The sequence below is a fragment of the Microbacterium sp. SORGH_AS_0454 genome, from assembly GCF_031453395.1.
GTDB lineage: Bacteria > Actinomycetota > Actinomycetes > Actinomycetales > Microbacteriaceae > Microbacterium.
The window spans coordinates 2,022,108-2,049,103 of sequence record NZ_JAVIYS010000001.1; the positions used below are offsets into that span (position 1 = coordinate 2,022,108).

The 26,996-nt window shown below is 68.3% G+C and carries 40 protein-coding genes; 38 read left to right on the forward strand and 2 right to left on the reverse strand.

Annotation, left to right across the window (positions count from 1 at the left end; translation table 11 throughout):
• Nucleotides 1–61: 61 nt before the first annotated feature.
• The 10 genes from QE454_RS09385 (at nt 62) to QE454_RS09430 (ending at nt 5,611) form a co-directional block, all read left to right on the forward strand.
• Nucleotides 62–346, forward strand: coding sequence for a hypothetical protein (locus QE454_RS09385; RefSeq protein WP_307455919.1), 285 nt, complete (start codon nt 62–64; stop codon nt 344–346).
• Entirely contained in the window at nt 343–1,563 is a 1,221-nt protein-coding gene (locus QE454_RS09390) for a DNA cytosine methyltransferase (protein ID WP_307455917.1), read from the forward strand. The genes QE454_RS09385 and QE454_RS09390 overlap by 4 nt, the downstream gene beginning before the upstream one ends.
• On the forward strand, nt 1,560–1,856 hold the full coding sequence (locus QE454_RS09395; RefSeq protein ID WP_307455915.1) for a hypothetical protein: 297 nt from the start codon (nt 1,560–1,562) through the stop codon (nt 1,854–1,856). The genes QE454_RS09390 and QE454_RS09395 overlap by 4 nt, the downstream gene beginning before the upstream one ends.
• Nucleotides 1,844–2,176: a hypothetical protein gene (locus QE454_RS09400; protein ID WP_307455913.1), complete on the forward strand. Its 333-nt coding sequence runs from the start codon at nt 1,844–1,846 to the stop codon at nt 2,174–2,176. The genes QE454_RS09395 and QE454_RS09400 overlap by 13 nt, the downstream gene beginning before the upstream one ends.
• On the forward strand, nt 2,173–2,409 hold the full coding sequence (locus tag QE454_RS09405) for a hypothetical protein (RefSeq protein ID WP_307455911.1): 237 nt from the start codon (nt 2,173–2,175) through the stop codon (nt 2,407–2,409). Before QE454_RS09400 ends, QE454_RS09405 begins: the two co-directional genes overlap by 4 nt.
• A gap of 330 nt (nt 2,410–2,739) precedes the next feature.
• A complete protein-coding gene (locus tag QE454_RS09410) occupies nt 2,740–3,405 on the forward strand; it encodes a hypothetical protein (protein ID WP_307455909.1) in 666 nt (221 codons plus the stop codon).
• A gap of 268 nt (nt 3,406–3,673) precedes the next feature.
• The gene (locus QE454_RS09415; protein WP_307455907.1) at nt 3,674–4,138 is read left to right on the forward strand and encodes a single-stranded DNA-binding protein; all 465 of its coding nucleotides are present in this window, start codon (nt 3,674–3,676) and stop codon (nt 4,136–4,138) included.
• The gene (locus QE454_RS09420; protein WP_307455905.1) at nt 4,138–4,305 is read left to right on the forward strand and encodes a hypothetical protein; all 168 of its coding nucleotides are present in this window, start codon (nt 4,138–4,140) and stop codon (nt 4,303–4,305) included. Before QE454_RS09415 ends, QE454_RS09420 begins: the two co-directional genes overlap by 1 nt.
• Nucleotides 4,306–4,355: 50 nt before the next feature.
• On the forward strand, nt 4,356–5,201 hold the full coding sequence (locus QE454_RS09425) for a hypothetical protein (RefSeq protein ID WP_307455902.1): 846 nt from the start codon (nt 4,356–4,358) through the stop codon (nt 5,199–5,201).
• Complete coding sequence (locus QE454_RS09430) at nt 5,198–5,611, forward strand: hypothetical protein (RefSeq protein WP_307455899.1); 414 nt, start codon at nt 5,198–5,200, stop codon at nt 5,609–5,611. The genes QE454_RS09425 and QE454_RS09430 overlap by 4 nt, the downstream gene beginning before the upstream one ends.
• 56 nt (nt 5,612–5,667) lie before the next feature.
• On the opposite strand, the gene QE454_RS09435 is transcribed toward QE454_RS09430, so the two are convergent.
• Nucleotides 5,668–6,117 (reverse strand): hypothetical protein, encoded by a 450-nt coding sequence (locus QE454_RS09435; protein WP_307455897.1) that lies wholly within the window; start codon nt 6,115–6,117, stop codon nt 5,668–5,670.
• Between the two features lie 495 nt (nt 6,118–6,612).
• Here QE454_RS09435 and QE454_RS09440 point away from each other — a divergent pair, with 495 nt between their 5' ends.
• The 8 genes from QE454_RS09440 to QE454_RS09475 all read left to right on the forward strand — a co-directional run bounded on the left by QE454_RS09440 (nt 6,613) and on the right by QE454_RS09475 (nt 10,573).
• Nucleotides 6,613–7,251, forward strand: coding sequence for a hypothetical protein (locus tag QE454_RS09440; RefSeq protein ID WP_307455895.1), 639 nt, complete (start codon nt 6,613–6,615; stop codon nt 7,249–7,251).
• Nucleotides 7,248–8,012 carry a hypothetical protein gene (locus QE454_RS09445; RefSeq protein ID WP_307455892.1) on the forward strand — a complete coding sequence of 255 codons (765 nt, stop codon included), beginning with the start codon at nt 7,248–7,250 and terminating at the stop codon, nt 8,010–8,012. Before QE454_RS09440 ends, QE454_RS09445 begins: the two co-directional genes overlap by 4 nt.
• 2 nt (nt 8,013–8,014) lie before the next feature.
• Nucleotides 8,015–8,491, forward strand: a complete 477-nt coding sequence (locus tag QE454_RS09450; RefSeq protein ID WP_307455890.1) for a hypothetical protein — start codon at nt 8,015–8,017, stop codon at nt 8,489–8,491.
• The gene (locus QE454_RS09455) at nt 8,484–9,011 is read left to right on the forward strand and encodes an NUMOD4 motif-containing HNH endonuclease (RefSeq protein ID WP_307455888.1); all 528 of its coding nucleotides are present in this window, start codon (nt 8,484–8,486) and stop codon (nt 9,009–9,011) included. Before QE454_RS09450 ends, QE454_RS09455 begins: the two co-directional genes overlap by 8 nt.
• A 3-nt stretch (nt 9,012–9,014) precedes the next feature.
• Nucleotides 9,015–9,737 (forward strand): hypothetical protein, encoded by a 723-nt coding sequence (locus QE454_RS09460; RefSeq protein ID WP_307455885.1) that lies wholly within the window; start codon nt 9,015–9,017, stop codon nt 9,735–9,737.
• Nucleotides 9,730–9,867, forward strand: coding sequence for a hypothetical protein (locus QE454_RS09465; RefSeq protein ID WP_307455883.1), 138 nt, complete (start codon nt 9,730–9,732; stop codon nt 9,865–9,867). Before QE454_RS09460 ends, QE454_RS09465 begins: the two co-directional genes overlap by 8 nt.
• Complete coding sequence (locus QE454_RS09470; RefSeq protein ID WP_307455880.1) at nt 9,864–10,040, forward strand: hypothetical protein; 177 nt, start codon at nt 9,864–9,866, stop codon at nt 10,038–10,040. The genes QE454_RS09465 and QE454_RS09470 overlap by 4 nt, the downstream gene beginning before the upstream one ends.
• A 158-nt stretch (nt 10,041–10,198) precedes the next feature.
• A complete protein-coding gene (locus QE454_RS09475) occupies nt 10,199–10,573 on the forward strand; it encodes a hypothetical protein (RefSeq protein ID WP_307455878.1) in 375 nt (124 codons plus the stop codon).
• Between the two features lie 294 nt (nt 10,574–10,867).
• On the opposite strand, the gene QE454_RS09480 is transcribed toward QE454_RS09475, so the two are convergent.
• Complete coding sequence (locus tag QE454_RS09480; RefSeq protein WP_267787301.1) at nt 10,868–11,131, reverse strand: hypothetical protein; 264 nt, start codon at nt 11,129–11,131, stop codon at nt 10,868–10,870.
• Nucleotides 11,132–11,296: 165 nt separating this feature from the next.
• On the opposite strand from QE454_RS09480, the gene QE454_RS09485 reads away from it, so the two are divergent.
• From QE454_RS09485 to QE454_RS09580, 20 genes are all read left to right on the forward strand, one after another.
• Entirely contained in the window at nt 11,297–11,458 is a 162-nt protein-coding gene (locus QE454_RS09485) for a hypothetical protein (protein WP_309668606.1), read from the forward strand.
• A 661-nt stretch (nt 11,459–12,119) separates the two neighbouring features.
• Nucleotides 12,120–12,614: a hypothetical protein gene (locus tag QE454_RS09490; RefSeq protein WP_307455876.1), complete on the forward strand. Its 495-nt coding sequence runs from the start codon at nt 12,120–12,122 to the stop codon at nt 12,612–12,614.
• 40 nt (nt 12,615–12,654) lie between these two features.
• The gene (locus QE454_RS09495) at nt 12,655–13,665 is read left to right on the forward strand and encodes a hypothetical protein (RefSeq protein ID WP_309668607.1); all 1,011 of its coding nucleotides are present in this window, start codon (nt 12,655–12,657) and stop codon (nt 13,663–13,665) included.
• Nucleotides 13,628–14,101, forward strand: coding sequence for a hypothetical protein (locus QE454_RS09500; RefSeq protein ID WP_309668608.1), 474 nt, complete (start codon nt 13,628–13,630; stop codon nt 14,099–14,101). The genes QE454_RS09495 and QE454_RS09500 overlap by 38 nt, the downstream gene beginning before the upstream one ends.
• Nucleotides 14,098–14,313, forward strand: a complete 216-nt coding sequence (locus tag QE454_RS09505; protein ID WP_307455872.1) for a hypothetical protein — start codon at nt 14,098–14,100, stop codon at nt 14,311–14,313. Before QE454_RS09500 ends, QE454_RS09505 begins: the two co-directional genes overlap by 4 nt.
• On the forward strand, nt 14,310–15,476 hold the full coding sequence (locus QE454_RS09510; RefSeq protein ID WP_307455870.1) for a phage portal protein: 1,167 nt from the start codon (nt 14,310–14,312) through the stop codon (nt 15,474–15,476). The genes QE454_RS09505 and QE454_RS09510 overlap by 4 nt, the downstream gene beginning before the upstream one ends.
• On the forward strand, nt 15,473–16,147 hold the full coding sequence (locus QE454_RS09515) for an HK97 family phage prohead protease (RefSeq protein WP_307455868.1): 675 nt from the start codon (nt 15,473–15,475) through the stop codon (nt 16,145–16,147). Before QE454_RS09510 ends, QE454_RS09515 begins: the two co-directional genes overlap by 4 nt.
• Before the next feature lie 16 nt (nt 16,148–16,163).
• Nucleotides 16,164–17,423 (forward strand): phage major capsid protein, encoded by a 1,260-nt coding sequence (locus QE454_RS09520; RefSeq protein WP_307455866.1) that lies wholly within the window; start codon nt 16,164–16,166, stop codon nt 17,421–17,423.
• Entirely contained in the window at nt 17,423–17,734 is a 312-nt protein-coding gene (locus QE454_RS09525) for a hypothetical protein (protein ID WP_307455864.1), read from the forward strand. Before QE454_RS09520 ends, QE454_RS09525 begins: the two co-directional genes overlap by 1 nt.
• Nucleotides 17,735–17,797: 63 nt before the next feature.
• A complete protein-coding gene (locus QE454_RS09530; protein WP_307455863.1) occupies nt 17,798–18,166 on the forward strand; it encodes a hypothetical protein in 369 nt (122 codons plus the stop codon).
• On the forward strand, nt 18,163–18,642 hold the full coding sequence (locus tag QE454_RS09535) for a hypothetical protein (RefSeq protein ID WP_307455861.1): 480 nt from the start codon (nt 18,163–18,165) through the stop codon (nt 18,640–18,642). Before QE454_RS09530 ends, QE454_RS09535 begins: the two co-directional genes overlap by 4 nt.
• Nucleotides 18,643–18,668: 26 nt before the next feature.
• Nucleotides 18,669–18,920: a hypothetical protein gene (locus QE454_RS09540; protein WP_307455859.1), complete on the forward strand. Its 252-nt coding sequence runs from the start codon at nt 18,669–18,671 to the stop codon at nt 18,918–18,920.
• A complete protein-coding gene (locus QE454_RS09545; protein WP_307455857.1) occupies nt 18,904–19,935 on the forward strand; it encodes a phage tail tube protein in 1,032 nt (343 codons plus the stop codon). Before QE454_RS09540 ends, QE454_RS09545 begins: the two co-directional genes overlap by 17 nt.
• Entirely contained in the window at nt 19,932–20,507 is a 576-nt protein-coding gene (locus tag QE454_RS09550; protein ID WP_307455855.1) for a hypothetical protein, read from the forward strand. Before QE454_RS09545 ends, QE454_RS09550 begins: the two co-directional genes overlap by 4 nt.
• An 11-nt stretch (nt 20,508–20,518) precedes the next feature.
• Nucleotides 20,519–20,812, forward strand: coding sequence for a hypothetical protein (locus tag QE454_RS09555; RefSeq protein ID WP_307455853.1), 294 nt, complete (start codon nt 20,519–20,521; stop codon nt 20,810–20,812).
• Between the two features lie 92 nt (nt 20,813–20,904).
• A complete protein-coding gene (locus tag QE454_RS09560) occupies nt 20,905–21,081 on the forward strand; it encodes a hypothetical protein (protein ID WP_309668610.1) in 177 nt (58 codons plus the stop codon).
• Between the two features lie 4 nt (nt 21,082–21,085).
• Nucleotides 21,086–23,614, forward strand: a complete 2,529-nt coding sequence (locus QE454_RS09565) for a phage tail tape measure protein (RefSeq protein ID WP_307455851.1) — start codon at nt 21,086–21,088, stop codon at nt 23,612–23,614.
• A gap of 4 nt (nt 23,615–23,618) precedes the next feature.
• Entirely contained in the window at nt 23,619–24,866 is a 1,248-nt protein-coding gene (locus QE454_RS09570) for a hypothetical protein (protein ID WP_307455849.1), read from the forward strand.
• Between the two features lie 12 nt (nt 24,867–24,878).
• Nucleotides 24,879–25,973 carry a hypothetical protein gene (locus QE454_RS09575; protein WP_307455847.1) on the forward strand — a complete coding sequence of 365 codons (1,095 nt, stop codon included), beginning with the start codon at nt 24,879–24,881 and terminating at the stop codon, nt 25,971–25,973.
• The gene (locus QE454_RS09580) at nt 25,970–26,965 is read left to right on the forward strand and encodes a hypothetical protein (RefSeq protein ID WP_307455845.1); all 996 of its coding nucleotides are present in this window, start codon (nt 25,970–25,972) and stop codon (nt 26,963–26,965) included. Before QE454_RS09575 ends, QE454_RS09580 begins: the two co-directional genes overlap by 4 nt.
• Nucleotides 26,966–26,996: the final 31 nt, after the last annotated feature.

The following is a 26,996-nucleotide window of genomic DNA, read 5'->3' on the forward strand; positions in this document are numbered from 1 at the left end:
GTGGCTCAACCGGTTGATGCGTGGTTTTGAGTGGTCAGTGCATCACCGCGAAGACCGTGGCATGGGTGGCGTGAAGCGTGCCCGCAAGGGGCGGGATCAGCCGCGCGCGTACCTCGCCCTCGCGTCGAACGGTGTCCTGCTGTGCGGCGACGGTGTCACCGGATGCCACGGCGAGATCACCCGTAACGAGGTGCCCGCGCGCCTCGGTTTCCGCGTCCCCCGGATCGGCATCCGCCGCCCGGTCGACGTTCCCCTGCTGCACGCCCTGCACGGGTGGGTGCTGCTCGACAACGACGGCGGTTATGCGCCTGCCGACGAGCCCGACGAAGAGGAGATGGCGGCATGACGGTGGCACTCGATTTGTTCGCAGGCACCGGCTGGGGTGTGGCCCTGCAGGCTCGCGGCATCCGTGAGGGTGGCGTCGAGATCATGCCCGAGGCTCGCGCGTCGCGCGCCGCGGCGGGCATGGAGACGATCTATCACGACGTGTGGGACGGTCTGCTGTCTGACGACCCGGTCGTCTTCGCGCACTCTCTGCAGATCGCGTCACCCCCGTGTCAGTCGTTCAGCCTGGCGGGGAAGGGTGCGGGCCGCGCGGCGCTCGACGACGTGCTGCGCGCGATCGACGACCGCGCCTACGAGCAGCCCGCCCGCCTGCGCGCGCTCGGTGCAGAGACCGACGACCGTACTGCCCTGGTGCTGACGCCCCTCGCGCACGTGCACCGCGACCGCCCGATGTTCGTTACGTGGGAGCAGGTTCCCCCGGTGCTGCCGGTGTGGGAGGCGTGCGCGGCCGTCATGCGCGACATGGGCTACTCGGTGTGGGTCGGCATCATTCGCGCCGAGCAGTACGGCGTGCCGCAGACCCGCCGCCGCGCCGTACTCATCGCCCGTGCCGACGGCATCGACGCCGCCCCGCCAACGCCTACGCACTCCCGCTATTACGAGCGCGAACCGCAGCGACTCGATGAGGGCGTGCTGCCGTGGGTCAGCATGGGCGAGGCGCTCGGGATCGACGGGTTCTCGGCCGAGAAAGTTATGGGCCGCGGGATGGTGGAGCGCCACGGCTCGCGCCCGGGACGTGACGCGACGGAGCCCGCGTTCACGATCCGCGCTTCGGCTGGTGGCATGGAGCCGGGCGGGTTCGTGCTCGTGGGTAATCAGGTGCCGAGAGGTCGCGAGCGCGGTGACTACCACTCGCGCCCCTCGGATGCGCCCGCGCAGACGATCACCTCGCAGTCGCGCACATGGACCCTGCGGTCGAACTACGGAACCGGTGGTGACCCGGCGAACCGTGGCGAGCGGCGCGCAGATCAGCCCGCCCCGACCATCACGAGCAAGGCGGACCGCAACAAGTGGGAGGGCAAGCGTCGGATGGTGGCTGCTGAGGCCGCCGCGCTGCAGTCCTACCCTGACGGGTTCCCGTTCGCCGGACCAGCTACGAAGCAGTTCCTGCAGATCGGTAACGCGGTCCCGCCTCTCATGGGTGGGGCGATCATCGACGAACTGCTCGCCCCGGCCGCCCTGCGCGCCGTCCCCGAGGTGGTGGAGCGTGCAGCGTGAGCGTGATCTCGGAGGCGTTCGCCGTGTGGCGCGAGTGTCGGGAGGCGTTCGACGAGGTGCTGCATTCGGCTTACACCCGGGCGGAGGTCGCGACGAACGGCGCCCTGCTGAACGAGCGCGGACGCCGGGCGCAGGTCGACGCGGTCTCGCTGTTCATGGGGCCGGCGGTGCGGGCGTACGCGTACGCGTCGCCCGAGCTCGTGGAGCACTGGGAGGAGCACCCGCGGGTGACATATGCGGAGTTCGAGCGGCAGTGGGTCGCCGGGCAGGAGGAAGAGCGGTGGGCGTCGTGACGAAGGGGTGCAAGCTGGGATGCTGCTCGCCCGAGGTTGCGGGCCTGCCGAACGGTGGATGGTCCGAGGATGGGCTGCACCTCGACGGCCGCCGCCGGGAGCACCTGCGCCGCGAGTGGGCGGCGACGTCGGCACGCATCGACCGGATGCAGGCCGACTACCCGAAGTGCAAGCTGTGCGGGCAGTCGGCGATGCGTCTCGACGCGGCCGGGCTGTGCTCGAAGGTGACGGAGGCGCACAAGGCCTACCGGGTGCGCCTCGGGCTGCCCGCCGTGCCCGCTCCCGCGCCCGCGGCGCGCGGCCGAGGGGGTCGACGGTGATCGCCTATCTCGCTGTCTACGGCGTGGCAGCCCTGGTGTACCTGCTGTTCTGCCTCGGGGGGCTGCTCGCCCCTCGCCCGCAGGAGCAACGGACGGCCGCACGCTGGGCCTTCGCTGCACCGGTCTGGCCGGCGGCGATCGTCTGGCTGCTCGTGCTCGGCGTCCGCGGACTCTGGCGAACGGCGGCATTCGAAGGCTGGGCGCGGGAGCCCCGCCGAGGGGGTCGTCGATGATGCCTCGGTTCGCGATGACCTACGTCATCTACTGGCCCGAGCGTGCCGTGCTGAAGGTCGGCCGCACATCGCAGTGGGATCGCATCGACGCGATGACGTCGACCGGTGGTCACGTGCTCGTGCTCGCTCGCGGGACGGATGCCACGTGGGAGCGGGAGGCGTTGCGTGAGCTTCGCCGCTGGTTCCCCGACGCGTTCGACTCCGAGCTCGACGCGTGGTCGCTGATGCCGTACGGCCGCGGCTGGACCGAATGTTTCAGCGTGCCCGAGCACTACGTGCAGTTGGCCGTCGATCTGTGTTTCAAGGGTTTTGCGAGAGGTAGCGATACGGGTGTCAACGAGGAGCGTTCAGCGCCGGATCAGCGGGGCGGATCTCGAGTTCGTGGGGTACCTGCGGGCGCCGCACGAGGCGAAGCCAACCGCGCTGGGTCTGTGGACGAAGGCGACGGACGTCGATGGGCGGTGCCTGCTGGTGCCGGAACTGATCGCCGCGGCGATCTACCCGGGGGAGGCGGCGACGGAGCAGGTGATTCTGCACGTGCTGATGCTCGAGGAGTCGGGGTTCCTGGTGCGGTACGAGCACGAGGGGACCGAGGTGTTGGCGTTGCGGCGACCGCTGAAGGCGGATACCCGCGGGGCGACGTCGGAGATCCCGCCGCCCCCGCCGCTCGGGGTTCCGAGGAATTCCGCGGCTATGGGGGGAGAGGGCGCGAGGGAGCGGGCGCAGGCGCGGGTGCGTGCCGAGCAGGCCGAGCGGGACGGCGAGTGGGCCGCGTGGCGGGAGCGGGCCGAGAGGGCCGCGCCGCCGCGGCGACCGCTGTTGCTGGATGCCCCGCCGATCGGGTGCGTCGACCATCCCAACGGCCGCCGGGAGAACTGCGGACCCTGCGGAACCGCCCGCCGTCAGCACGACAGATGGCTCGCTCAGCAGCGGTACACCGATCAACTCGTGGAGTGGGAGACGCAGGCGGATGGGCCGGGGGATGAGCCGTGGTGAGTGATCTCGCCTTCGCCGTCTTCATAGATCGGGCGGCGGCAGCGTTCGCCGAGTCGGTCGCGTACCGGCGGCGACTGCTGGCTGAGGCGCCCGGGTATGTGCCGAGATCCCCGCGGGTCATATGCCCGCCGTGGCACAGACACGGGAAGACGAGCCACTGCTACAACGCGCACCGTTGCGGGTGTAGCGGATGCCGGGAGGCGTCGTCTGGGCGCACCCGGGCCGCAGCGAGCGCAAGACCGAAGAACGATATGAGGAGCACGAACACATGACCGGAGAGACCACGCTGACGATCGTCGGCAACCTGACCGCGGACCCGGAACTGCGGCACACGCAGAACGGTCTCGCGGTGGTGAACTTCACCGTCGCGAGCACGCCCCGCGCGTTCGATCGGCAGGCGAACGAGTGGAAGGACGGGACGCCCCTGTTCCTCCGCTGCTCGGCCTGGCGGGAGTTCGCCGAGCACATCGCGGGGTCGCTGACGAAGGGTGCCCGAGTCGTCGTGACGGGTCGTCTCGTGCAGCGCAGCTACCAGGATCGCGAGGGCAACACCAGGTCGTCGCTCGAGCTCGAGGTCGACGAGATCGGCCCGTCCCTGCGGTACGCGACGGCGCAGGTGACGCGCGCGGCATCCCGTGGGTCGTCGGGCTCGCGGCCGTCGTCGGCACCGTATGACGCCCCGGTCGACGACTCGGGCGCGTGGGCGCCGTCGGATGGGGAGATGCCGTTCTGATGGGCCGTACACGTGAGGAGCGCCGGGCCGCGCGGGCGCTGCGTCGCCGCCTCCGCGCTGAGCGCAAATGGGCAGACCTCGCCGAGTCGCTGGGGGTGCAGCTGCTGCCGTGGCAGATCGATTTCCTGGTGGCGTACACCGCGAAGACGAAAGGGGGGAAGCGATGACGGGGTGTGTTCTGGGGTGCGCTCAGCAGGGTGTGCACTTCGCTGACTGCATGGTCTATGACGGCCGGGAGTACGCGTTCCCGTGCGACGGGTGTGCGGCTGAGCCGACGGTCGGTGGCACGCTCGTGTGCTCGAAGTGTCGGGGCCGGTTCCGGTACGTGTTGGGGCAGGCGGCTGACCTGATCGGCCGGATGCGGTCGCTCATCGACCCGACGTCGGCGATCGTGTACGAGGATCGAGCGCGTCGCACGGGGTCGGCGTCGCCCGAGGCGCCCGCGCCCGCTTCGGCGGATCTGATCGACGCGTCGGAGGCTCTGCAGAAGGGTCTGTGGCGGTGGTCGCCGTCGGGCGGGTGGCCGCGGTCGGATGCCGCCGAGGCGTTCGATGATGCCGAGGCCGCGGCGGCTGGCATCCTCGCTCATCTCGACGAGTGGCTATCCGACGAAGACGACGTGACCTCGCTGTACGCGCTGCTACTCAAGCGGCATCCGGCCGACGAGGACGGCGTGCGGGTCGCGTGGTCGATGCAGGATGCGCTGGACAAGTGGGGCGCGGAGCGTCGGGAGCAGCCGGCCGAGGAGGCGGTGACGGCATCCCGTGCGCTGCGGCCCGAGCGGGTGTTCGACGAGTCGACGGCGTCGCCGATCGCGGAGCACGGTGACCGGCTGCTCGGCGGTGCTCAGGCTGCGGCCGTCGCCGGGTCGCTGCGCACGCTGCAGCGGTGGGCGAAGGCTGGCGAGATCAAAGCCGAGGCGTCACCGTATGTCGCCGGGCGCAAGACCCCGCTGTACCGGGAGTCCGCGCTGCTCGCCACGAAAGAGCGCATGGCCGCGGCGAAGAACGTCCGCGACGAAGGCGGCCGATATACCGAGGCAGAAGGGGAGGTGGCGGCGTGAGCGTCAAGGAACAGATGGGCTATGCCATCGTGTGCGACTTCCCGGGGTGCGGGATCGAGACGGGGGATCTCGGCGACTACGCATTCTGGGGCGACGTCGGCGCGGCGGTCGACGAGTGGAGCAACGCTGACGGTTACTCGGGGGATCTGGGCGACTACTGCGAGGAGCACACTGTCTGGGTGTCGTGCGAGGGTGACGACGGGATCGAAGAGCGGGCGCCGATGCTGCCGACTCTCGCGAACCTGTTCGCTCTGGCAGATCGCCGCGTGGCCCGGAGGATCGAGCTCGCGGAGCGACGGGCGCTGATGCGCCTCGGTGATCTCGGCCGGAAGTTCGCGGGGGATGCCGCGGCGCGTGATCGGGCGGCCCGCCGTCACCTCGCGGCCCTCGGTGTCCAGGTGCCCGCGTGAGCGTCACTGAGCACGAGTGCGGGTGCGGCAAGACCTTCGCCGCACCCGGCATGGGTTCACTTCCGGCTGACGATCGGGCTCGGCGAATCTCGTCGCACATCGGCGGCGGCGACCTCGTAGCGGCTTTGACTTTCACGGGTTTGGATTGATGCGCGGCGGCGCCCGTGGTCGTGCCAGGTCAGCGTTAGTTCCTCACCGCGCTCGAAGTTCCCGAGTTGGGTTCGGCAGTCTTTCGTCCAGTCTGAGAAGGCGGCGGAAAGTGGCGGTTTCGGGTTGTCGCCGTACAACCTCGCGGAGACGGTCGGTGAGATCGTTTGCCCGATTTGAACGTCCCACGCAGCGCGTCGGCCCCGGTAGGTCAGCGTCCAGTTCTCGCCGCGGACGTGTTCGAGTATCCAAACTGCCCGTTTGCGTCGCGCGAGGTACCAGGTGACTGCCGAGCTAAATGCGGCTATGACCAGGGCGCTGGCGACATTCAACGTAAGGCTGCCCCACCATTCGTCCACCCTCGGAGCTTACTGGGGCGACTTTGTCGTGAGGGGCTGAAACGCCCTCCGTGTGGCGCGGCGGCCTGTTAAGCTGAGCTTGCGCAAGAGTTGACACGAAGGCCCGGACCGGTTGGCGGTTCGGGCCTTTGGTGTTCCTGCGCCCAATGACTCTCGCCCGCACGGGCTGAGAGCGCCCCCGACCGTCCGTCGAATCTCCACCTTTCGCCGCTCACCGTGTCGTCGAGTGCCGCGCAGCATGCGGGCGCCGCGCGGGATGCATGGCTTCGGGATTGCGGGTTCGTGTCGGGGGCGGTGATTCCCGCTCGTCCAATGGCAGGACGCCCGACTCTGGCTCGGGTAATCGAGGTTCGAGTCCTTGGCGGGAAGCGTGACCGCGGCGAGTGTCGCGGTGCTGGTCTCCCTGTGAGGTGGGAGTGGTGAGAGGGGGCGGTCGCCTGCGTGTGGGGAAACCCCGCGGGCGGCCGTTCCCGCACGACCGAAGGGGGTACGGCTGTGGCTACGGACGTCAAGAAACACACGACCATCGCGGCGGGCGAAGCGCCCAAGCAGGGCGCGCTTGCGAAGGCTCTGCTGTCGATTAGCGACGTGGTGCCGACGGCGAACGCGACGGAGCAGGCGCAGATCGTGAACGCCCTCTCTGGGACCGACGTCGCCGTGTCTACCGATCGTCCGCTGACGACGACTCGGGGTGACGCTCGGGCGCTGCATCAGATCGAGGTGTCTCGCGGGGGCGCGTTCGTACCAATCTCGGGCGTCCTGTGGTTCTCGACGCTCGCCGCGGCTACGTCGTGGGCTCAGGCCAACCCGTCTCTGCTGTCGGTCGGCGATCGGTGCGTGGCGGCGAATCTCGACTACCGGTGGAACGGAAACGCCTGGAGGGGTGTCCTGCCCTACGGCGAGGTCTGGGCTGGGGCGACGGCGGCGAGCGGCATCGTCACGGTGAATCATCCGCTGGGTGCCGAGCCGGCCGCGGTGGTCGTCACCGATCGAAACTCGGGCGGGGCTCCCAATACGCGCAAGATCGTGGTGTCGGGCGTGTCGACGACGCAGATTCAGTTCTACGTCACGAACGGTGGCAACGCGCTGGCGAGCAACCCGGTTGAGTTCTATTGGCTGGCGTACCCCGCATGACCCGGTATCGCAACGGCGAAGCGCCCTTGTCGGATCTCGTGTACCTCGGCCCCGAGTTCTACTTGCCGGCGGGTACCGCGGCGCGCTGGCGGGAACTGCAGCGGCTCGCCTGGGAGAAGTACAGCGTGTGGCTCGTGCCAACGTCGGGATGGAACGGGTACCGCCCGCTCAGTGTCCAGTACGAGTACCGCGAGGAGCTCGGAATCTGGGCGGCCGTCCCCGGGTATTCGTCGCACGGGCTCACTTTCAATGGCCGCGACTGCGCGGCGATTGACGTCAACAACTGGGCCTCGCTCGCGCCACGCGACGAGGCGCTCGCGTGGGCGCGGTTCGTCGCGCTCTGCCGCATCGTCGGCTTCACGGTCGATTTCGTGACGCCTCGTGAGAAGTGGCACATCGGCGACTTCGACCCGTTCACGGTCCCCGCGTTCGCGGACATCACGATCAACCCCCGACCCGTACCGAAGGAGTGGGAAGACATGGCAAGCAAAGACGAGATCAAGGAAGCGTTCGTGGAGGCGCTCCGCACGACCGACCGCGAGAACGCCGACAAGAGCATCACCGTCAGCGTCCCGGCCGACGACGGCAGCGGGAATCAGGTCTACTGGGCCGTCAACCTGGACGCCAACACCAAAGCGCGCCTGTGGAACGACGACCAGCTGACGTTCCGCCGGAACCTCGGGCTGCGTGAGGCGCTGAACCAGGCGCCGCAGGTTCTCGACGGCATGATCGAGATCACCGTCGTTCCGGCGGTTGGCTGATCGTGGCCGCGGCGACGTCGCCCCCGTGGCTCGCTGACGCTATCGCGCTGGTGGGCCTGGGGGATGTCGCCGCGGCCGTGGCGACTGTCGTCGGTGTCGTCGTCGGCGTCTGGCTGTTCGTGAAACGCGTGTGGCCGATCGTGAAGACGATCCCGGGGGGCATCCTCGCCTTCGCGCGCGGCGTGGTCACTGCCGCGCAGGTGCTCGACAGCGTCAAGGGGCTGCCGGCGTTCATCGAGCGCACGGATGCCGCGATGGCGGCGGTGCACCACGAACTGCACCCCAACTCGGGCACGAGCCTGAACGACTCGGTTCGCCGCACAGAGGCGCGCGTCGCCGAGCTCGGCCAGACGGCCGATCGTCTCGAAGAGGGCGTGGCCGGTCTGTACGTGAAGTACGAGGAGCTCGCGGCGGTCGACGACCGCCTGTGGCAGACGCTCGAGCCCGACGAAGACGAAGAGGGCGGCGACGATGCGTGAGTGGTGGCACCCGGTCGTCGGATACGAGGGTGCTTACGAAGTCAGCAGTCGCGGGAGGGTCCGGGGACTGCCGCGTCTCGACGCGCGCGGGCGGAGCATCCGCGGTCGCGTGCTTCGACCGACCGGGCGGCCCTACCTGTCTGTGTCGCTGTGCCAGGGCGGCCGACCGCGAACGGTGCAGGTGCATCGCCTCGTGCTCGAGGCGTTCGTCGGTCTCTGCCCGCCCGGCATGGAAGCGCTGCACATCGACGACGTTCCGACCAACAACGCGGCGTCGAACCTGCGCTGGGGGACGCATGCCGAGAACGTTCACGACACGGTGCGCAGCGGCAGGCATTCCGAAGTGCGGAAGACGCGCTGCCCGCAGGGACACCTTCTCGGCGGCGCGAACGCCCGCTCGAGCAGCGACCGATCGTGCAAGGCCTGCCGAAACGGCCGCTCATGGGCGCGGGATCACCGCGTGCCATTCACTCGCGAGATTGGCGACCGGTATTACGCCGCGCTCGTCGGACAGGAGTAAGAGATGAAGGATTTCCTGACCCGCATCGCGGGCTGGTTCACGGATCAAAGGCGGCAGGCGCTGCAGGCGATGGTCGCGTCGGCGACGTCGCTGCTCGTCATCCTCGGGGCGGTGACCGACGTGCAATCGTCGGCGCTGCTCGACCTGTCGGCGTCGGGCCTGCTCGCGCTGCAGGGCGCGCTGGGCCTGTTCCTGCTGCGCCCGGGGGACCGGTTCACGTGGCTGAACACGACCGGCCGCGGCGTCATCTACTCGCTTGGCGGCGCGATCGGTGTCGTCGGGTTCACGTTCTCGCTGTGGTCCGAGGCGACGTCGTCTCTCATGCTGCAGGTGGCGACGGTGCTTGCGTCGATCCTGGTCGGTGCGCTGCAGATGGTGAACGCTGGCACGCTCTCGCCCGCGCCCGCGCCCGTGGCGGATCTCGTGGTGCCGATCGAGAGGTTGCGCACGGGAAAGCCGCTGCTGCGGTCCGGCGGTCTTCGGGTGGCGATCTTCGCCCCGTATGGCGACGTCCCTTCGCTCGACGACGTGCGAGCGCGCTTCGCGCCGACGCCGGTCACCATCGAAGTCTTCCGTCTGGCTACCGCGATGCGCCCGCTCACGTTCGACGTCGTGCTCGTCACGGTCCCGCTTACTCGCGGTCTGATCGAGACGTTCGAGCCGAACGTCGCGACGTCGATCTACGAGGGGCCGCGGGTGCAGTCGGCGGCGTCGACCAATGGCTGAGCTCGACCCGGTGCGCTCGTTCGCTCTCTCGAAGGCGCTCGAGGTCCGCAACCTCGGAGACTCGCCGGATTCGATTGTGACGACGGCGAGCACGTTCGAGACCTACCTGACCTCGGGTGCCACGTCGTGACCGGGTCGTTCGACGACGTCGTGTCGTTCGCGATCGTCCCTGACCCGCCTCGCATGATGCCGCCCGTCGAGGCGCTCGTCGTGCAGCAGGCGGACCCGCCCGAGGTGGCGGTGTCGTCGGTGGAGCGTGCTCAGCGCGCGTCCACCGTTTTGCGCGGTCCCGCGCACTACTGAGAGGGGGCGCCGTGTCCGCACAACTGGTCGAGTCGTCGCCCGTTCATCCCGACGGGGCAGTGCGCGGTGTGCGTGGGTCTTGCCGTGGATGAGCGGGTGCCCGAGGATCGCGGCCCAGAAAATCCGTAGGGGTCGGGCGTATCCGCTACTCTCGCGGGGTGAGCATCGAGGCGTGGGCGATCGTGGCAACGGCAACAGGTAGCGGAGCTCGGGCCACCGACGACCCGCTCTTCCCCTGGGCGAGCGGCGAAGTGCTCGCGTTGCTGCCGCCCGACGCCTCGCCGCATGAGCGCGCCGCTGCAGTTGCCGTGGCCGCGCAGCTTACGCACTATGCGGACGGTGATCGGTCAACGATCACAGACTTCTCCGAGCGTGAAGGCTATCTGTACCTTCAGGCGCGAGATGAGTCCTTCACCGCTCGGCACCCGTACATCGATGCGATGCCTGTCCGGGGGCTGCGGTCGATCGAGCAGGCACCGGGCGAAGCGCGCAGCAGGTTTGAGTTCGAGATCGTCCCGTACAACGAGCGCTGACGTCAAATAGCCCCAGCCCGCCGGTAGTCGACGACGCGGGCCTCGAAGGCTAGCCGGCGCTCACGCTGGTAGGGCGTCCACATCTCGGGGGTGTCGGTGATATCGACGCCGTCGCGGTGTGGGCGTTCCCAGGGTGGGTCAGTGCCTGCCCGCAGGTAGGCGAGTTCGTGGTGAGTGTTGACGGTGCCGAGGCTCGCGCCTGGTCGTGGGTCCATTCGTCGAACGGTACGCCGGGGGTGAGACAGTGGGGCCGCGGCGAAGCGCACCGCGCGCGGCCCCGCTGCTCCTTTCACGTCACGCTGATGGCTTCTTCTTCTTGGCGCGAGGCTTGCCTGGGTTGCGGTAGCGAAGATCCTTGCGGGACGTGATCTCATCGCTCGCGTCCTGGAACGCAGAGACGACCTGAGCTCGACCGTCTACACGACCTTGTTCGTAGACAGCCTCCATGACCTCCGCAAGACGCACTCCGTGGTAAAAGTCCATCTCTTCGGTCACCTCGTCGAGGGCTTTCCCAACCTTGGCTCCGGCATAGATCGGGACACTACCCAGTGTGGGCATGTCAACGTCGTGCCTTCGCGGTCCCCTGTCTGATGTTGCCACTTCGGCCCCCTTCTTTGTGTGGTGGTCAGACTATTGGGTCTCCCGCGGGTTTCGTTTGACTGCGGTGAGTTGCAAAAACTGCGGGTGGGGGTAGATGCCCTGCAATGCGTAGGGAGGGGTGCTATGCCTCACTACGCCGAGAAGCTGAGCGCTTCGGAGTACGCGCGCCTGCTGGCGATCGTGGTGCCCGAGGTGGACACGCCGCAGTGCTGGCTGTGCCGTGGGGCACGGGGGCCGATCCGGTATGGGTCTGCGTCCCTGGCATCCGCTCGGTCCGTCGCTTGATCACGTGAAGGCGGCGAAGGATGGCGGCACGTGGGATCTGTGGAACCTGCGGCCTGCTCACTATGGGTGTAACGCGGGGAGGCGTGATCGTGCTCCGCGTACGGCTCGTGGCATCCGCTCGTCGCGCTGGGCGAATGCTGGTCGTCGTGACCGAGTCGCTGATGACGTGAATTGATCGAAGCCTGACGAGTGTCGGCGGCCCGAGCGTCGTCCATTGCGCCCGCAGGTCGCCGGCACCCGCCGGGTTTCGATCGCTTTTTTCCACCCCCGGCATCGCTCCCGACCCTCGCCCCGCTCCCAAATCCCTCTCCCCGGTTCATTCGGCGTGAGGGTGTAGGGCGTGTAGGGCACGGAGGGGGCCGTGCGCGGCCGAATGGGCCTCGGGTCGCGCTGCGATGCGTGCCCTCGGCTCGACGCGTCAGAGGGGCGCAGAGCGGAGGTGGTCGCCGTGGCGGCGAAGACCCCCGAGCACGGCACCCGGCCGCGATATCGCGCGGGTTGTCGGTGCGATGCGTGCCGCGCGTGGAAGACGAAAGACCAGGCCGAGTATCGCGAGCGCAAGCGCGCCGCGGCGGGTGGCGAGCCGGCCGCCGAAGCGGCGCCCGCACCCGATGTGAGGGCGCGCCCTACACGCGAAAAGCGCCCTACACGTCCGGTCGTCGTGGCCGTCGGGGCGCCTGACTTCGGCGACCAGGTGCGGTCCGCTCTGTCGGTGCGTCGGCCGGCGCTCGGTGACGAGCTCGCGCAGCTGATTGACGATGCGCTGTGGGATGCGAGCGGCGATTCCGCGACGGCGTCGATCGTCGCCGCCGCGGCGATCCGGGATGCCGGGTGGATTCACCGCGGGTCTCTCGACGCGCTCGAACTTCTCGACTTGCTCGAGGCTGACGCGCCGATCGAGCGGGCCGCGCGCGACGCGCTGCCCGAGGCGCCTGACAAGGCGACGCGTCTGCGTCACGAACTGATCTTTCGCGGTGCTCGCGCGCTCGATGACCCGAAGAACGCTCGCTACTACGCGTCGACCGTCGAGGCGTTGCGCAAGGTGCTCGCCGATCTCACGGATGACGAGGGGGGTTCGAGTGCCGACATCGTGGAAGCGATCAGGAATGCCGGCCGGGATGACGGAGACGGTGCCGAGATGGGCGACGCCCCGTAACCCTGCTCGGCGAACGATCGCATCCGAGGTGATCGGGTGCATGCGGTTGCTCGGCTGGGAGCCGATGCCGTGGCAGCGTGAGATCCTCGAGACCGCTTTCGAGATCGACCCGGCGACGGGCCTGCTGTGGTACTCGGAAATCGTCATCATCGTGCCCCGGCAATCGGGTAAGTCGTCCCTGGTCATCCCGTGGGGCGTTCACCGGATGCTGATGTGGCCCGATCGGCAGTACCTGCTGTACATCGCGCAGACCCGCGACAAGGCGCTCGAGAAGCTCGAGGAGGAACACCACCACCGCATTGCGGCGTCGGTGTTCAAGTCGCAGCTGCGGCCGAACCGGCGGGGCAACACTCTGCACCTGTCGAACGGGTCGGAGTCGATGCGGTTCCGCAACGGTTCGAAGTGGGCGATTGACGCGCCGACGGAAGACGCCGGCCACGGTGGCACGCTCGGGCTGACGATCGGCGATGAGATCTTTGCGCAGAAGGATGACCGTCTCGAGGCGGCGTTGATGCCGGCGACGACGGCGGTCGACGACGCACAGTCGATGTGGATTTCGACCGTCGGATACAGCAAGACGAAGTCGCCGTTCCTGTGGAAGAAAGCCGAGGCGGGGCGTTCCCGTGTCGAGCTACTCCGCGCCGATCCGTCGCTGCTCAACGCGCAGCGAATGCGGTCGCTGTACATCGAATACTCGGCCGACCCGAAAGCCGATCCTGACGACCCGCTCACCTGGTGGTCGTGCATGCCCGCTCTCGGGTACACGACGAATCAGACGAAGATCGCGGCGTTCCGAGAGTCGATGCAGGGGCGGGTTCCTGCGGCCGTTTCTGAACTGGTGGCAGGACGATCTCGAGGTTGCATGGAAGATCCCACAGGAACGGTGGGAGCACGAGGCTGTCGTCGACCCGGGGTCGGAGGTGGCGCGCGACGAAGTCGTGTACGTCATCGACGTGGCGCCCGAATCGGCGTGGGCGTCGATCGCTGTCGCCGGCATCCGCAAAGACACGAAGGTGCACCTGGAAGTGCTGGCCGACGCGCCCGGCACTGACTGGATTCTCGACGGCGACGACGGGCTCGAGGTGCCCGGCATCCTCGACCTGGTGCGCGAGGCGCCCGGGCCGGTCTATCTCGAGCACCGCGCGGCCGGGTTCCTGCTGCCGAAGCTGCTCGAGGCGGGTATCGACGCCCGCGTGATGACGGCCGCGAACATCGCCATCGCCGGCCCCGGCCTGCTCGACGCCGTGCTGAATCACGACGTCGTGCACCTCGGGCAAGACGAGCTCACCGAGGCGCTGAAATCCGCGAGCACGAAGGCCACGGATGCCGGGTGGAAGTGGATCAGGGGCAAGTCGATGCGTCCCGTTTCGGCGCTCGTCGCCATCACCTACGCACGGCAGATGCTCGCCGAGCTTCTGCCGGATCTCGCATACGACCCGATCGCAGCGTTCCGCGCCGCGAACGGCACGACAAAGGAGGCCGGATGACCGACCGAATGAAGCCGCGCGCGGCGCTCTCTGCCGCATGGGCGGTGCTGCGATCGTTCCTCGCGACGTTCCGCGACGATCTGCTCGAGGCGCTCGGCGTGCTGCTGATCGTCGTCGGGGTGGCGATGTGGTCGCTGCCCGTCGCGCTGATCATCGCGGGTATCGCGGTGCTGCTGATCGTGCACCCGCTGCCGGTCCGGCGGCGATCGTGAGCTTGTTCACGCGGCCCGCCGAGACCCGAGATCTGAGCGCATCCGACGTGTTCGGGGTGTCCTGGAAGGGGCTCGGCCGCGGCGGGGCGATGCGGCAGGCGGCCGTGTACGCGTCCATTCGGTACATCACTGATCAGTGGGCGCAGGCGAACGTGACCGTCACCGAGACGCGGAACGGGCAGCGAGAGATCGTCGACACGCCGCTGATCCTCTCGGACCCGTCGCCGTCGCTGTTCGTCTGGGACTCCCGGGTGCAGATGGTGCACGAGCTCAAAAGCCGAGGCAACGCGTACGGGCTGGTCGACGACGCCCGCCGTTACTGCCAGTGGATACCCGACGATTACGTGACGATCGACGAGACCAACCCGCTGCGGCCGAGCTATCGCGTGAACGGGCGCCCGGTCGACCTGGTGCAGCAGGGCGGGAACCTGCTGCACATTCGGGAGCAACTCGGGGCAGGCACGGTCAAGGGACTCTCGCCGATCGCGGAGTTCGCGTCGTCGTTCGAGTGGTCGGACCTGGCGCGGCAGTACGGCCGCCGCTGGTTCAAGCAATCGTCGATGCCGCCCGCGATCCTGCAGGCGAAGGGGACGCGGGTCAGCGGCGAAGTGCTCACGGAGGCGCGAGACGATTTCGTGCGAGCCGCCGCGGAGGGAAAGCCGGTCGCCCTGCCGGGGGAGTGGGACTACAAGAAAGTCACCGTCACCCCCGAAGAGGCGCAGTTCCTGCAGACCATCGAAGCATCCGCGACGGAAATCGCGATCATCTTCGGCGTGCCGCCCGAAGAGGTCGGCGGCAAGGCTGGCTCATCGCGCACCTACTCGAACCGCGAGATGGATCAGACGCTGTTCCGCATCAAGACGCTGGGCGGCGTGTCCGGCCGCGCGGAGGCCGCATTCGGCAAGCTCCTGCCCTTCGGGCAGCAGGTGTCCTACGACCTGTCCCGCCTCGAGCGACCCGGGCTCCTCGAGTACATGCGAGCGATCACCGAGCAGCTGAAGAACGGCACGCTCACACTCGCCGAGGCGCGCCGAGATCTCGGACGCCGCGGCGTGACCGACGTCGAGATCGAGCAGTGGCAGGCCTGGTACGCCACCACGAAATCCGAATCCGAATCTGACTCGACGTCCCGCGTCGAGATGCCCGAAGGGGGGACGCAATGACCGAGCTCGAGCGCCGCGTCGTCGACAAACCGACCGAGTTCCGAGCCGCTGCCGAGGGGTCGGGGGGTGTGGGCGTGCTGACCGGTTACGCGGTCGTGTTCGACTCGCCCTCCCGTGATCTCGGCGGGTGGTTCGAGGAGATCGCGCCGGAGGCGTTCGGCGCACCGGATGCCGAGGGCCGTGTCGACATGGCTCTGCACACACGAGTGATCGCGCGCGCGGAGCACGACAGTCGACTGCTGCTCGGCACGACCGACGCCGGCACGCTGCGGCTGTACATCGACGACGTCGGTGTGCGGTACGAGGTGGATCTGCCCGACACGGGAGCGGGCCGCGACGTGGCCGCGCTCGCGAAGCGCGGGGACTACCGGCATTCGTCGTTCGCGTTCCACGCGCTCGAGGTCGAGTGGCGCGAGAACGTCGCCGGCAGTCTCGTGCGCCGCGTCATTCGCTCCGTGCTGAGCGACGTCGCACCGGTCGCCGATCCCGCCTACTGGGCGGCCACCACGCAGATGCGCAGCGCCGTCGATATCGACGCCGTGCGCGCATCCCTGCACCCTTCCCCCGCCGGCCCCGGCGAGTGGGAGGCCGAGGCGTCCAAGCGCGCCGCGGCCATGACCCGCGAGACGCATCCCGCGCTCGCCAACCGAGCCCGCAAGCGCGGGATCTGAGAAAGGACACACCCGAATGACCACCATTCAGGAACGAATCAAGTCCCTCGCCGAAGAGCAGAAGCGGGCGTGGGAGACCGAGGGTAAGCCCCTCGCCGATATCGCCGCCGAGCGCGCGCTGACCGCCGAGGAGCGCGGCAAGTTCGAGAAGCTGACGCAGGCGTTCGACTCGTACGATGACCGGATCACCCTGCTCGTGCAGCAGCGTGATCTCGAGCAGCGCGCGATCGACTTCGCCGCCGATCTGCTCGACAACCGCTCGGCGTTCGGCAACGCCGCGGACGTCAAGAAGTTCTCCGACGAGATCCGCGCCGCGCTGACCGACTCGCGCACCCCGCTCGACTACGTCACGAACGTGAACGAGGCGCGCGCCATCGCCACCCGCGAGAGCTCGCAGGTGCTCATGCGCGCCCTGTCGGTCGGCACCGCGACGGCCGGCGGCAACATCGTGGGGCAGACGTTCCTCGCGCAGCTGGTCGAGCCGCTTCGTCAGTTCTCGGGCATCTACGCCGCGGGCGCCTACGTGTTCACGACCACCAGCGGCGAGCAGGTGACGCTGCCCCGGCTCGCGTCGTTCGGTGCGGCCGGTGCCGCGACCGAGGCCGTGCAGCTGCCCGGCACCGATCCCAGCTTCAACCAGGTGTCGTTCGGCAGCAAGAAGTACGGCGACTACCGCGGCGTCTCGAACGAGCTCGTTCAGGATTCCCTGTTCGATATCGAGGGTCTGGTGATCCGTCTCATGGGCGAGAACATCGGTATCTCGCTCGGCCAGGATCTCGCGAAGGGTTCGGGCACGGGCGCCCCGCAGGGCATCGCCACCGCCGCAACCGTCGGCGTGACCGGCGCGACCGGCGTCGGCGGCGCCCCGTCGTGGGACAACCTCATCGACCTGCAGGAATCGGTGCTCGCGCCGTACCAGCCGAAGTCGTCGTGGGTCGCGTCCAACTCGGCCGTGGCATCCGTCCGCAAGCTCAAAGAGCCGGGCACGGGCCGCTACCTCTGGGAGCCCAACGGCCAGGCCGGCCAGGCGTCGACCCTGCTCGGCGCCCCGCTGTACCGTGACCCGTTCATCGACGCGATCGGCCTCGGCAACCGCTCGATGTTCTACGGTGACTTCTCCCGCTACTGGGTGCGTCTCGTCGGCTCGACCCGCGTCGAGTCCAGCGACCAGGCGCTGTTCGGTTCGGATCAGAAGGCGTTCCGCGCGGTGCTTCGCGCTGACGGTCGACTGCTCGACGCGTCGGCCGTGAAGGCGTTCGCCGGGGCGACGTCCTGATGGCGGGCGAGCGCAAGACGGCAGCGGCCGGGGGCAACCCCGCCGCTGCCGAGGCGCAGGCCGCTGCCGAGGCGCAGGCCGCTGCCGAGGCGCAGGCCGCTGCCGAGGCGCAGGCCGCTGCCGAGGCGCAGGCCGCTGCCGAGGCGGCCGACACGCTCGACGAGCTCGACGGGGTGGAGCTCGTGATGCTGATCACGATCACCGGCCTGCGGGACGGCGAGCCGTGGCCGGAAGCGGGCGAGTCGATCACCCTGCCGGCGGAAGAGGCGGCGCTGTACGTCGCGAACGGTTACGCGAAGCTCGCCGAGTAACCATCGCTGAGAGAGGGCCGCGCCGGAATGGTGCGGCCCTCTCTCGTGAGAGGAGGCCCGATCGTGGCAGGAAATTGGCCCATCGCGGCCGACGTGCTCGGCAAGGCGATTGGGCTCACGACAGAGCAGATCGCAGCCGAGCAGGAGGATCTAGCGTTCTTCGCGGCGACCGTCTGCAGTCTGATCGACCGGGACACCGGGCGGGCGGTCGACCCGCACCGCCATGAGATCCCGGGTGTCGGGCTGCCGCCCGAGTTCGTGATGAGCGCGCGCGAGTGGGGGAAGCTCATGTGGAATCAGACCAAGGGTGGCACGAACGCCCGCGGTCAGTCTGCAGAGCCGACCGCGCCCGCGGGAGTCGGGATGCCCGCGAAAGTCGCCGTCTGGCTCGCACCCTTCCCGCCCCGCATCTTCTACGGGGGTGGCGCGTGAGCGGGATCAGCCAAGCAACCGGCATACTCGCCGCGCGCGACGGCGTGTGGGAGGCCGTCGAGACTGCGACCGCACACCGCGGCGTGGAGATCGACCGCTACTACGCGCCGCCCGCCGAGATCCTCGCTACTCGCTGGGTCGCGATGGAGGACGTCTCAGTCGACCCCGATCTCGTGAACATCGGCCCGCGTCGACAGTTCGACGAATCGATACGCATCGGCCTCTCTGTCGGGGCGTGGGTCGCGGCATCCGGCAACCGTGAGGCTGACGGGCGCGCGGCGTTCGATGCCGCGTACAGCATCCTCGCCGAGATCCAAACCCACATCACACAGACCGACATCACGCTCGGGGACAAGGTGCAGTGGTGCCTGCCCGGGTCGATGTCGACGGCCGGCGTGCAAGACCCCGAAGGCGGCGGATACGTCGTCGAGATCCAAACCGAGTTCGTGTGCGCGCACCGCGTGCGCCCCACCTGATCGACCAAACAACGGAAGGGGGAGCTATGGCCGGAAAGGCTGTGCCCCGATTCAAGAACGTGTCTCCGCTCGGTGCGCTCGACGTGCCCGCGCTGGGTCGCGTGATCGCCGCGGGCGAGGAGTTTGACGTGCGCGAGGATCTCGTGCCGCTCTTCGCCGGTCAGGTGGAGAACTACGAACCGGTCAACGCTTCGGCGAAGACCGCGACGGTGGAGGCGCTCGCCCCCGCCGAGGAGCCCGAGCCCGAGGAGGTGGCCGACGGTGACGACGCAGCTTGACTTCACGGTCGGCATCGGCCGCGAGACGACCTACGGGACGGCCGTCGCGCCGACCCGCTTCGCCGAGTCCGACGCGAAGATGAAGTACGACGTGAAGACGATCCAGTCGAAGGGACTGCGCCCCGGGAAGAACGTCAACCGTCTGAACCGGAACGCGATCGGCCGGTTCGAGGGCTCGGGAGATGTGGCCTTCGACGTGCCGACTCGCGGGTTCGGTATCTGGCTGAACGCCGTGCTCGGCGCTGTCTCGAGCACGGTCGTCCCGTCGACCACGCCGGCTGTGTACCAGCAGGTGCACACGATCAGCACGACCGATCCGGTGCAGACGTTCACGCTGCAGGAGGTGCTGCCGACCCTCGGTGGTGTCAACTCGTACCCGCACACCTTCACCGGCTGCGCGTTCGACTCGATCGAGCTCAGCGCGAAGGAAGGCGGGTTCGTCGAGGCGAAGCTGTCGGTGACGGCGCGCGAACTGCTGACCGCGTTCGGCGCTGCAGCGGCGAGCTACCCGGCCGATGATTCGCTGTTCACGTTCGTGCACGGCGGGATCGTGGTCGGCGGCGCGCTGACGGCCCCGACGACCACGGCGCCCGCGTCGATGACCGGCACGCCCGCGGCCAACATCGCCGATTTCAGCTTCGCTGTGAAGCGCTCGCTGGACTCGGACGGGTGGAACCTCGGCGGCAAGGGTCTGCGCTCGCGCGCCCCGCTGCTCGGGCTCCCCGAGCTCTCGGGCAAGATGACCGCGGAGTACACCGACAACACGCTGCGCGATGCATACCTCGCGCAGACGCCGCTGTCGCTGTTGCTCACGTTCGAGCACAACGTCGCTATCTCGGGGGCCAACAAGGCCATGCTGCAGATCGCCCTGCCGGCTATCCGGCTGAAGGGTGAAGTGCCGGCATCCGACGGTGGCAGCGCGATCAAGCTCTCGATCGATTTCGAGGCCTTCGATGACGGTGTCTCGCCGCAGCCGGTGTACATCGTGTATCGGACGCTCGACGCGACGGTGTGACCGAGCAGGCGACGGGCGCCGTCCCTGACCCGGAGTCGCTGCGTCGCCTGATCTCGAAGCTGCGGGAGTTCCCGCCGGCCGTGCGTACGCCGGTCCGGCGGGAACTTCGCGGCCTCGGCGCGCCCGTCATCAGCGCGCAGAAGGCGATCCTGGACGGCCCGCTACCGCGCGGCCTGGTGAAGACCGGATTCCGGCACAAGCTCGTGCACTCGAAGCGCAAGGGCAAGTTCTACGCCGTGAAGGTCAACATCTACTCGGATCGCGACGTCAATCGGCGCGGCAAATCGAAGGGTATGCGCGCCGGCATCAAGGCCGGCCTGAAGTTCCGCATCGTCGCCGGCAAGACCCGGCAGGGGATCGAGTTCAAGACCACCGGTCCGAAGGGGCCGGACGGATTCAACAAGGCGAAGTTCTGGCAGAAGGTCAGGTTTCGTCACCCCGCGTTCGGCAACCGCAAGCACTACGTGGATCAGGCCGGACAACCGTTCTTCCGCGCACCCGTCATCGAGGGGCGCGAACACCTGCTGCGCGCGACTGAAGAGATCATCACGCGCGCAGCCCAAGACACCTAGGAGAAAAGCGCATGGCAAAAATCAAGCTCGCCGACGGTTCGACGATCCCGATCGTTAAGCCGAATCTTTGGGACGGTGCGGCTGTCGAGAAGGAAACCGGCTGGAACCGCAAGGAGTACGCCGAGCGGATGAAGTCGGGGAGCATGCAGACCGCGTTCGCGATCTTCGCGAGCCTGCGCCGCGCCGGCCACGATGTGACCTTCGACTCGTGCGCCAATCTCGACGGCATCGACAACCTGCTCGCCGAGCCCGGTGACCACCGCGAGGCCGGGACGGAGGGTGAGGAGACCCCGGACCCTCAGTAATTCGTAACGGGCGGGGGCGACGTCGGCAGCCTGAGAAGGCGTCGCCCGAGCTCGAGGCGCTGAACGAGCGCGAACCGTGGCTCGAAGAGCAGGTGATGCGCCGTGCGCTGCTGATCTGCCGTCACGACTACTGGCCGGCGCTCACCCCCGACCGTCTGTGGGAGTTGCCCTACGACCTGTGGGCGCAGCTGGCCCTGTCGTGCGACGCGATCGCCAAGCAAAAAGAGGAAGACGCGGCCGAGTTGGAGCGTCTGAGAAAACGGAGGTGACCGAGTGGCCGGTAAGTCCGCAACGGATCTGATCATCCGACTGCTCGTCGAAGATGAATCTCTCGACAAGGTCGACCGGTCGAAAGCGAAGTTCGACGCGTGGAACGATGCGCTTGAGCAGGGGTCGAAGGTGGCCGCCGGGACGCTGCTCGCCGTCACGGGTGCGGCAGTCGGGTCGACGGTCGCATTCGCCAATGCCGAGGAGGGCGTCGACCGGCTGGCGGGGTCGCTGGCGCTGACGGAGCCGCAGGCGGCAGCGGCGGGTGAGGCCGCCGCGAGTGCCTACGCGAACGCGTTTGGTGGATCGCTCGAGGAGGTGCAGGCGGCGACGGCCGGCGTCGTTGGGTCGATCCGCGGAATGCGTGACGCTTCGGCCGAGGAAATCCAGGGGATCACCGAAAAGGTGCTCACCATATCGGGCGGGATGGAGCTCGAGGCGGATCGCATCTCTCAGGTGGTCGGTCAGATGCTTTCGACGGGGCTCGCGTCCTCGGCTGAGCAGGGTCTCGATCTGCTGACGGCGACGCTGCAGAAGGTGCCGCCGGCTGTGCGTGAGGACATTCTTGACGCGGTCGACGAGTACGGGCCTTTCTTCCAGCAGATCGGCATGTCCGGTGAGGACGCGATGGGCGCGCTGCTCGCGTCGGCGTCCAAGGGCATGTACGGGATCGACAAGACCGGCGACGCGGTCAAGGAATTTGGCATCCGCGCGACGGACATGTCTGCGGCCTCTGTCGCGGCGTACGAGGCCGCGGGGCTATCGGCGTCCGATATGGCGGCGAAGATCCTCGCGGGCGGCGAGCAGGGCAAGGAGGGGTTCCAGCAGGTAGTGCAGGGGCTGCTCGGCATCGAAGATCCGGTGAAGCGAGCGAACGCTGCGATCGGCCTGTTCGGTACCCCGCTCGAGGATCTCGGCGTGAACGAGATCCCGCAGTTCCTCGAGACTCTGACGGGCGTCGATACGGCACTCGGCGACGTGTCGGGGTCGGCCGCGAAGATGGCCGAGACTACGTCGGGGAACATGAAGAGCTCGTGGGAGTCCATTCGCCGTGACCTGCAGATGACCGCCGCTGAGATTGGCGAATCCTTCGCGCCGACGGTGACCGATGGTCTGGGCGTGCTCCGCGGATTTGCCGACTGGGCGAGCGAGAATCAGGGGGTCGTGACGGCGATCGCGTCGGTGGTCGGCGTTCTCGCGGGGGCGGTGATCCTTGCGAGCGGCGCTATGAAGGTCTTCGCGGCTGCGCAGGCAATACAAACGGCGGCGCAGTGGGCGAGCAATGCGGCGTGGCTCGCGTCCCCTATCACGTGGATCATCCTCGGGATCATCGCGGCCGTTGTGCTGCTGGTTGCCGGGATCATTTGGCTCGCGTCGAACTGGGACAGCGTCATTTCGTGGCTCGGGTCGGCCTGGTCGTGGCTCTGGGACAACGTCTTGTCGCCCGTCTTCTCGGCGATCGGTGCCGCGTTCGAGTGGCTCGGGACGAACGTCTTCGCCCCCATCGGTAGCTTCATCGCCACCGTTGTGCAGGGGATCGGCGACGTCTTCAACTGGCTGTATCAGAACGTCATCCTGCCGGTCGTGACCGGGATCATGCTCTATATCGGCCTGTGGGCCGCGGTGATCGTGTGGCTGTGGGAGAACGTCGCGATGCCGGTGTTCGATCTCATCGGGCAGGGGCTGCAGTGGCTCTATCAGAACGTGTTCGTTCCGGTCGGGCAGGGCATCGATGCTGTCATTCGCGGGATCGGCGACGTGCTGAATTGGATCGGGCAGAACGTGTTCGCCCCGTTCGGTCAGTTCGTCGCTGACGTGATCCGCAACGTCGGCAGCGTCTTCTCGTGGCTGCACGCGAACGTCGTCGTGCCGGTCGGGGCTGCCATCGGGGCAGCGGTGAACGCTGTCGGCTCGGTGTTCTCGTGGCTGTGGAACAGTGCCATCATGCCGGCGGTGAACGGGATCGGGCAGGCCGTGCAGTGGGTGTACAACTCGATCATCTCGCCCGTGTTCAACGCGATTTCGGGGGCGGTTGACATGGTGGGAAACGCTTTCCGAACGGTGTTCGGGGCGATCGGGGGGTTTATCTCGAACGCGTTCAGCGGGGCGGTGAATGCCGTCCGCGGTCCGATAAACGCGATCATCGGCCTCGTGAATGGGGCCATCCGGGCTATCAACGGGATCTCGGTAACGATCCCGGCGTGGGTGCCGATGGTCGGCGGTCAGTCCTTCGGGGTTTCGCTGCCGCAGGTGCCGTACCTGGCGACGGGTGGTGTGACGATGGGGCCGATGCTCGCCGTCGTCGGCGACAATCCCGGTGGGCGTGAGTACATCGAGCCGGTCGACAAGGTCGCTAATCGCATGGAGCGGGTGGCGCTCGAGGCCGCTAGGTCTGGCCGGGCTTCGGCACCCGGCGGGCCGACCCGGCTCGCACGTGAGGATCTCGAACTTGTCGCTCAGCTGATCGGTCAGACGGTGTATCCGCTGATCGTGAAGGGCGCGCAGTCGCAGATTAAGACAGCACTGGGGGTGTGAGCGGATGCCGGTAACTCTCACTGCAGCGCTGTTGTCGTCGGCCGATCCGCGCCCCGCTCAGGTGACGCTGAGCGGGGTCGCGGCGGGCGCGATCTTCGAGGTGGTCGGCACGACTGCGGACGGCTCGCGCTGGTCGATTCCCGGCGGCGCGGGTGTTTCGTTGGGCGGGCAGCTGGTGCTCATCGACAGTCGTACAGCGCTGAACGCGCTCATCACCTATCAGGCGGTGGTCGACGGTGTGACCTACGTCGCGGTGCCCCTGACGGTCGCATACGCCGGCCCCGGCGTCGGGGTCGTGCAGACGATCGACGGTCTGCAGAAGGCCGGCGTGGAGATCGCGTCTCTGACCGAGGCGCGGAAGTCAAACACTCGATCGTCGACATTCGAGATCGCCGGCCGACGAGACCCCGCGGCGCGTCTCGACGTGCCGGGATCGTTTTCGTACTCGTGGCAATTCGATACTCAGGGCGCCGACTCTGCCGCAATGGAACAGATCCTGCGCACCGGTCGGCCGATCGTGCGTCGGCTGCCACCCGGTATCCGTGACTTGAAACCCGTCGTGCTCGGGATCGTCACCGACTGGGGCGATGAGCTCATTTCCGATGGGTTCGACACGTGGCGACGATTCGCTCTCACGGTCCGGGAGATCAGCGATCCGCAGCCCTCGTCTGCTCTGATCGCATTCACGTGGCGTGACTTCGATGACGCGATGGCGGATCGGGTGTGGTCGTACCATTCGCTGTTCCCCTCCCTCACGGGCTGGTCGGCGGCGAACGGTTCGCTCTCGCTCGTCACCGCGGGCGGATACCTCACGCCCAACTTTGCGCGCGCCACGGCATCCGCTGCAGGGACTGCAGTCGACGTCATCGAGTCGGTCTACACGGCCGCCGCGAAGACGCTCGGCGAGGCGGTCACGCCGCAGGCGACGTACACGGTGACCGCGCGCGTGAAGGGCACGCCGGGGCGCTCGGCGTCCGCACTGCTGAAGTGGTCGTCGGGTGCGGTCGTCACCGGTGCGCCGGTCACCCTGACCGGGCAGTGGCAGCAGGTATCGGTGACAGCCGTCGCGCCTGCCGGCGTGAGCGGTCTCGCCTCGGGTGCTCGCATGGCGGCATCCGGTGTCGCGGCGAACGATCAGCTTGACGTGTCCGCACCGACCATCTCGGCCGGTTCGGTCGTCCCGGTCGGGTCGTTCGATGAGCTCTTCGCCACGTGGGATCAGTTCGACGCGGCCGATTGGTCGTTGCTCTGAGAGGGGGTCGGGATGCGTAACGGACCGCCCGACGAGGTGCTCGCAGGAGCACCTCTGTACAGTGCTCGGATCACGTCGTGGCTCGGCGGGCGGATGCTCGCCGCGACGGTGCCGATCATCGCCGGACGTGTCACCGGCAAAGCGACGCAAGAGGTGATCGAAGAGCTATCCCTGACGGTGCCCCGGTTCGCAGCCGGGGCACCCGGGGGAGACGTGAAGGACTGGCGCCCCGGGAAGGATGCGCAGCACTCGCTCGCCAGGTACGGGCAGACGCTCGACGTGACGACCATCATCGAATCCGTCGTGACGGGCGAGATCTGGGAGACCCGGATCGGCCGGTATCAGATCAAAGACTGGGATGATGACGACGCTGGCACAGTCACGGTGAAAGCGGAGTCGCTGCTGGCGCGACCCCGCGACGACAAGCTGCTGTCGCTCACCTCGCCGACCGGAACGCTAAAGAGCGAGGCGCGCCGTCTCGCCCCGGCGGGCATGGGCGTGTCTTTCGACCCGAAGCTCATCGACCGGCCGTGTTCGCCCGCAATGTCATGGTCTCGCAGTCGGATCGAGAATCTGCAGGAGATCGCCGACGCGTGGCCGGCGCTGCTGCGGGTGGACGCGTGGGGGCAGATCGCGTTCCGTGCCCCGCTCCCGGACGTACCGAAACCGGTCGTCACCCTGCGCGACGGCAAGGGTGGAACGCTGATCGCCGCCCCTCGGTCGGACTCACGCGGCGGTGTCCCGAACGTTGTCGTCGCGACGACGGGGAGCTCGGCTACCGCTGACGTGCAGGGGGTCGCGGCGATCACCTCGGGGCCGATGAGCATCAACGGCGATTACGGCGTGGTCGTGAAGGAATGGTCGTCGAGCCTGCTCGAGAACGCGTCACAGGCACAGGCTGCAGCGCGAACCATGCTCGACAATGCAGCGCGCCCCGCTCAGGCGGTGCCGGTGCGCATCGCACCCGACCCGCGCCTCGAGATCGATGACCCGGTGGCCGTGACCCGCGAGGGCGACACGCCCCTGTGGGGCTGGGTCACCGCGTGGGATCTCCCGCTGACGGCCGACGGGGGAGACATGCGCATCGACGTGGGGGTGTCCGGGTGATCGACGTCAGTCCGCTGAACCTGCTCGGCTCGCTCGAGCGGATGGTGCCGCAGGGGCCAGGCCGCGACGACGACACGGCGCTCGTCTCAACGGGCTCAGTGATCGATCGCGACGTGGACGGGCGACGGGTGCGCGTTGCGCTGCGCGGCGGTGACGTGTGGCTGCCGGCGGTCGCCGGGCGCTACGTGCGGGCGGCGCCCGTACGTGTCCTGTTCGACGCGACGTCGGCGCGTCCGGTGCTGGTGCTCGGCTCAATTGAGCCCGGCGCGCCCGCAGTTCTCGGAACCGTTGCGGCCGTTAACGGCACCGTCGTGACGGTCACAGTCGACGGGAAGTCATCGACCATCCCCTCGGTCGCCGGCACCTACACGGTGGGTCAGACGGCATGGATCTTGCTCGACGACTGGGGTGTCCCGGTGATCGCGCTCGGACCCGCCACCGTGCCCGCCCCACCGCCGGTCGAAGCGCCCCCGAGCGCGGGTGGCTCGACCGTGACGGCCACGGCCTCCATCGGCCCGCAGTCGTCGGGCACCTATCGAGCGTCGGCCGGTCGCTGGGATCAGTGGAACACCGACCGGTACGGCGGCGCGAGCGATATCTACCAGGGGTCGGCTTACGGCTCGGGGCAGCTGCGCGGGTTCGCGGGGTACGGCGATCAGATCGCCAACCTCGGGGCCGTGTCGATCGACGAGGCGATACTGACCGCACGGAAGACCGCCGACGGAAACAGTGCGGTGCTGACCGTGCAGGGGACCGCGGCAGGCAGCCGTCCCCAGGGCGAGCCGTCGGCTGGCCCTTTCGAGGCCGCGGCTTCGGGGTCGATCGGATCGGGTGGCACCGGGCAGATCGCGCTCCCAGCCGGTCTACGTGAGGCGCTCCGCACGGGCGCCGCGCGCGGGCTCGTCGCCGTCGGCTCGCAGTACGGGGGCTTCGGCGGTACTGCCACCCCCGGATCGTTCGTGCTGAACCTTCGATACACGCGCCCCGCATGACAAACGCCCCGGCGTCCGACCCTCTCGAGAG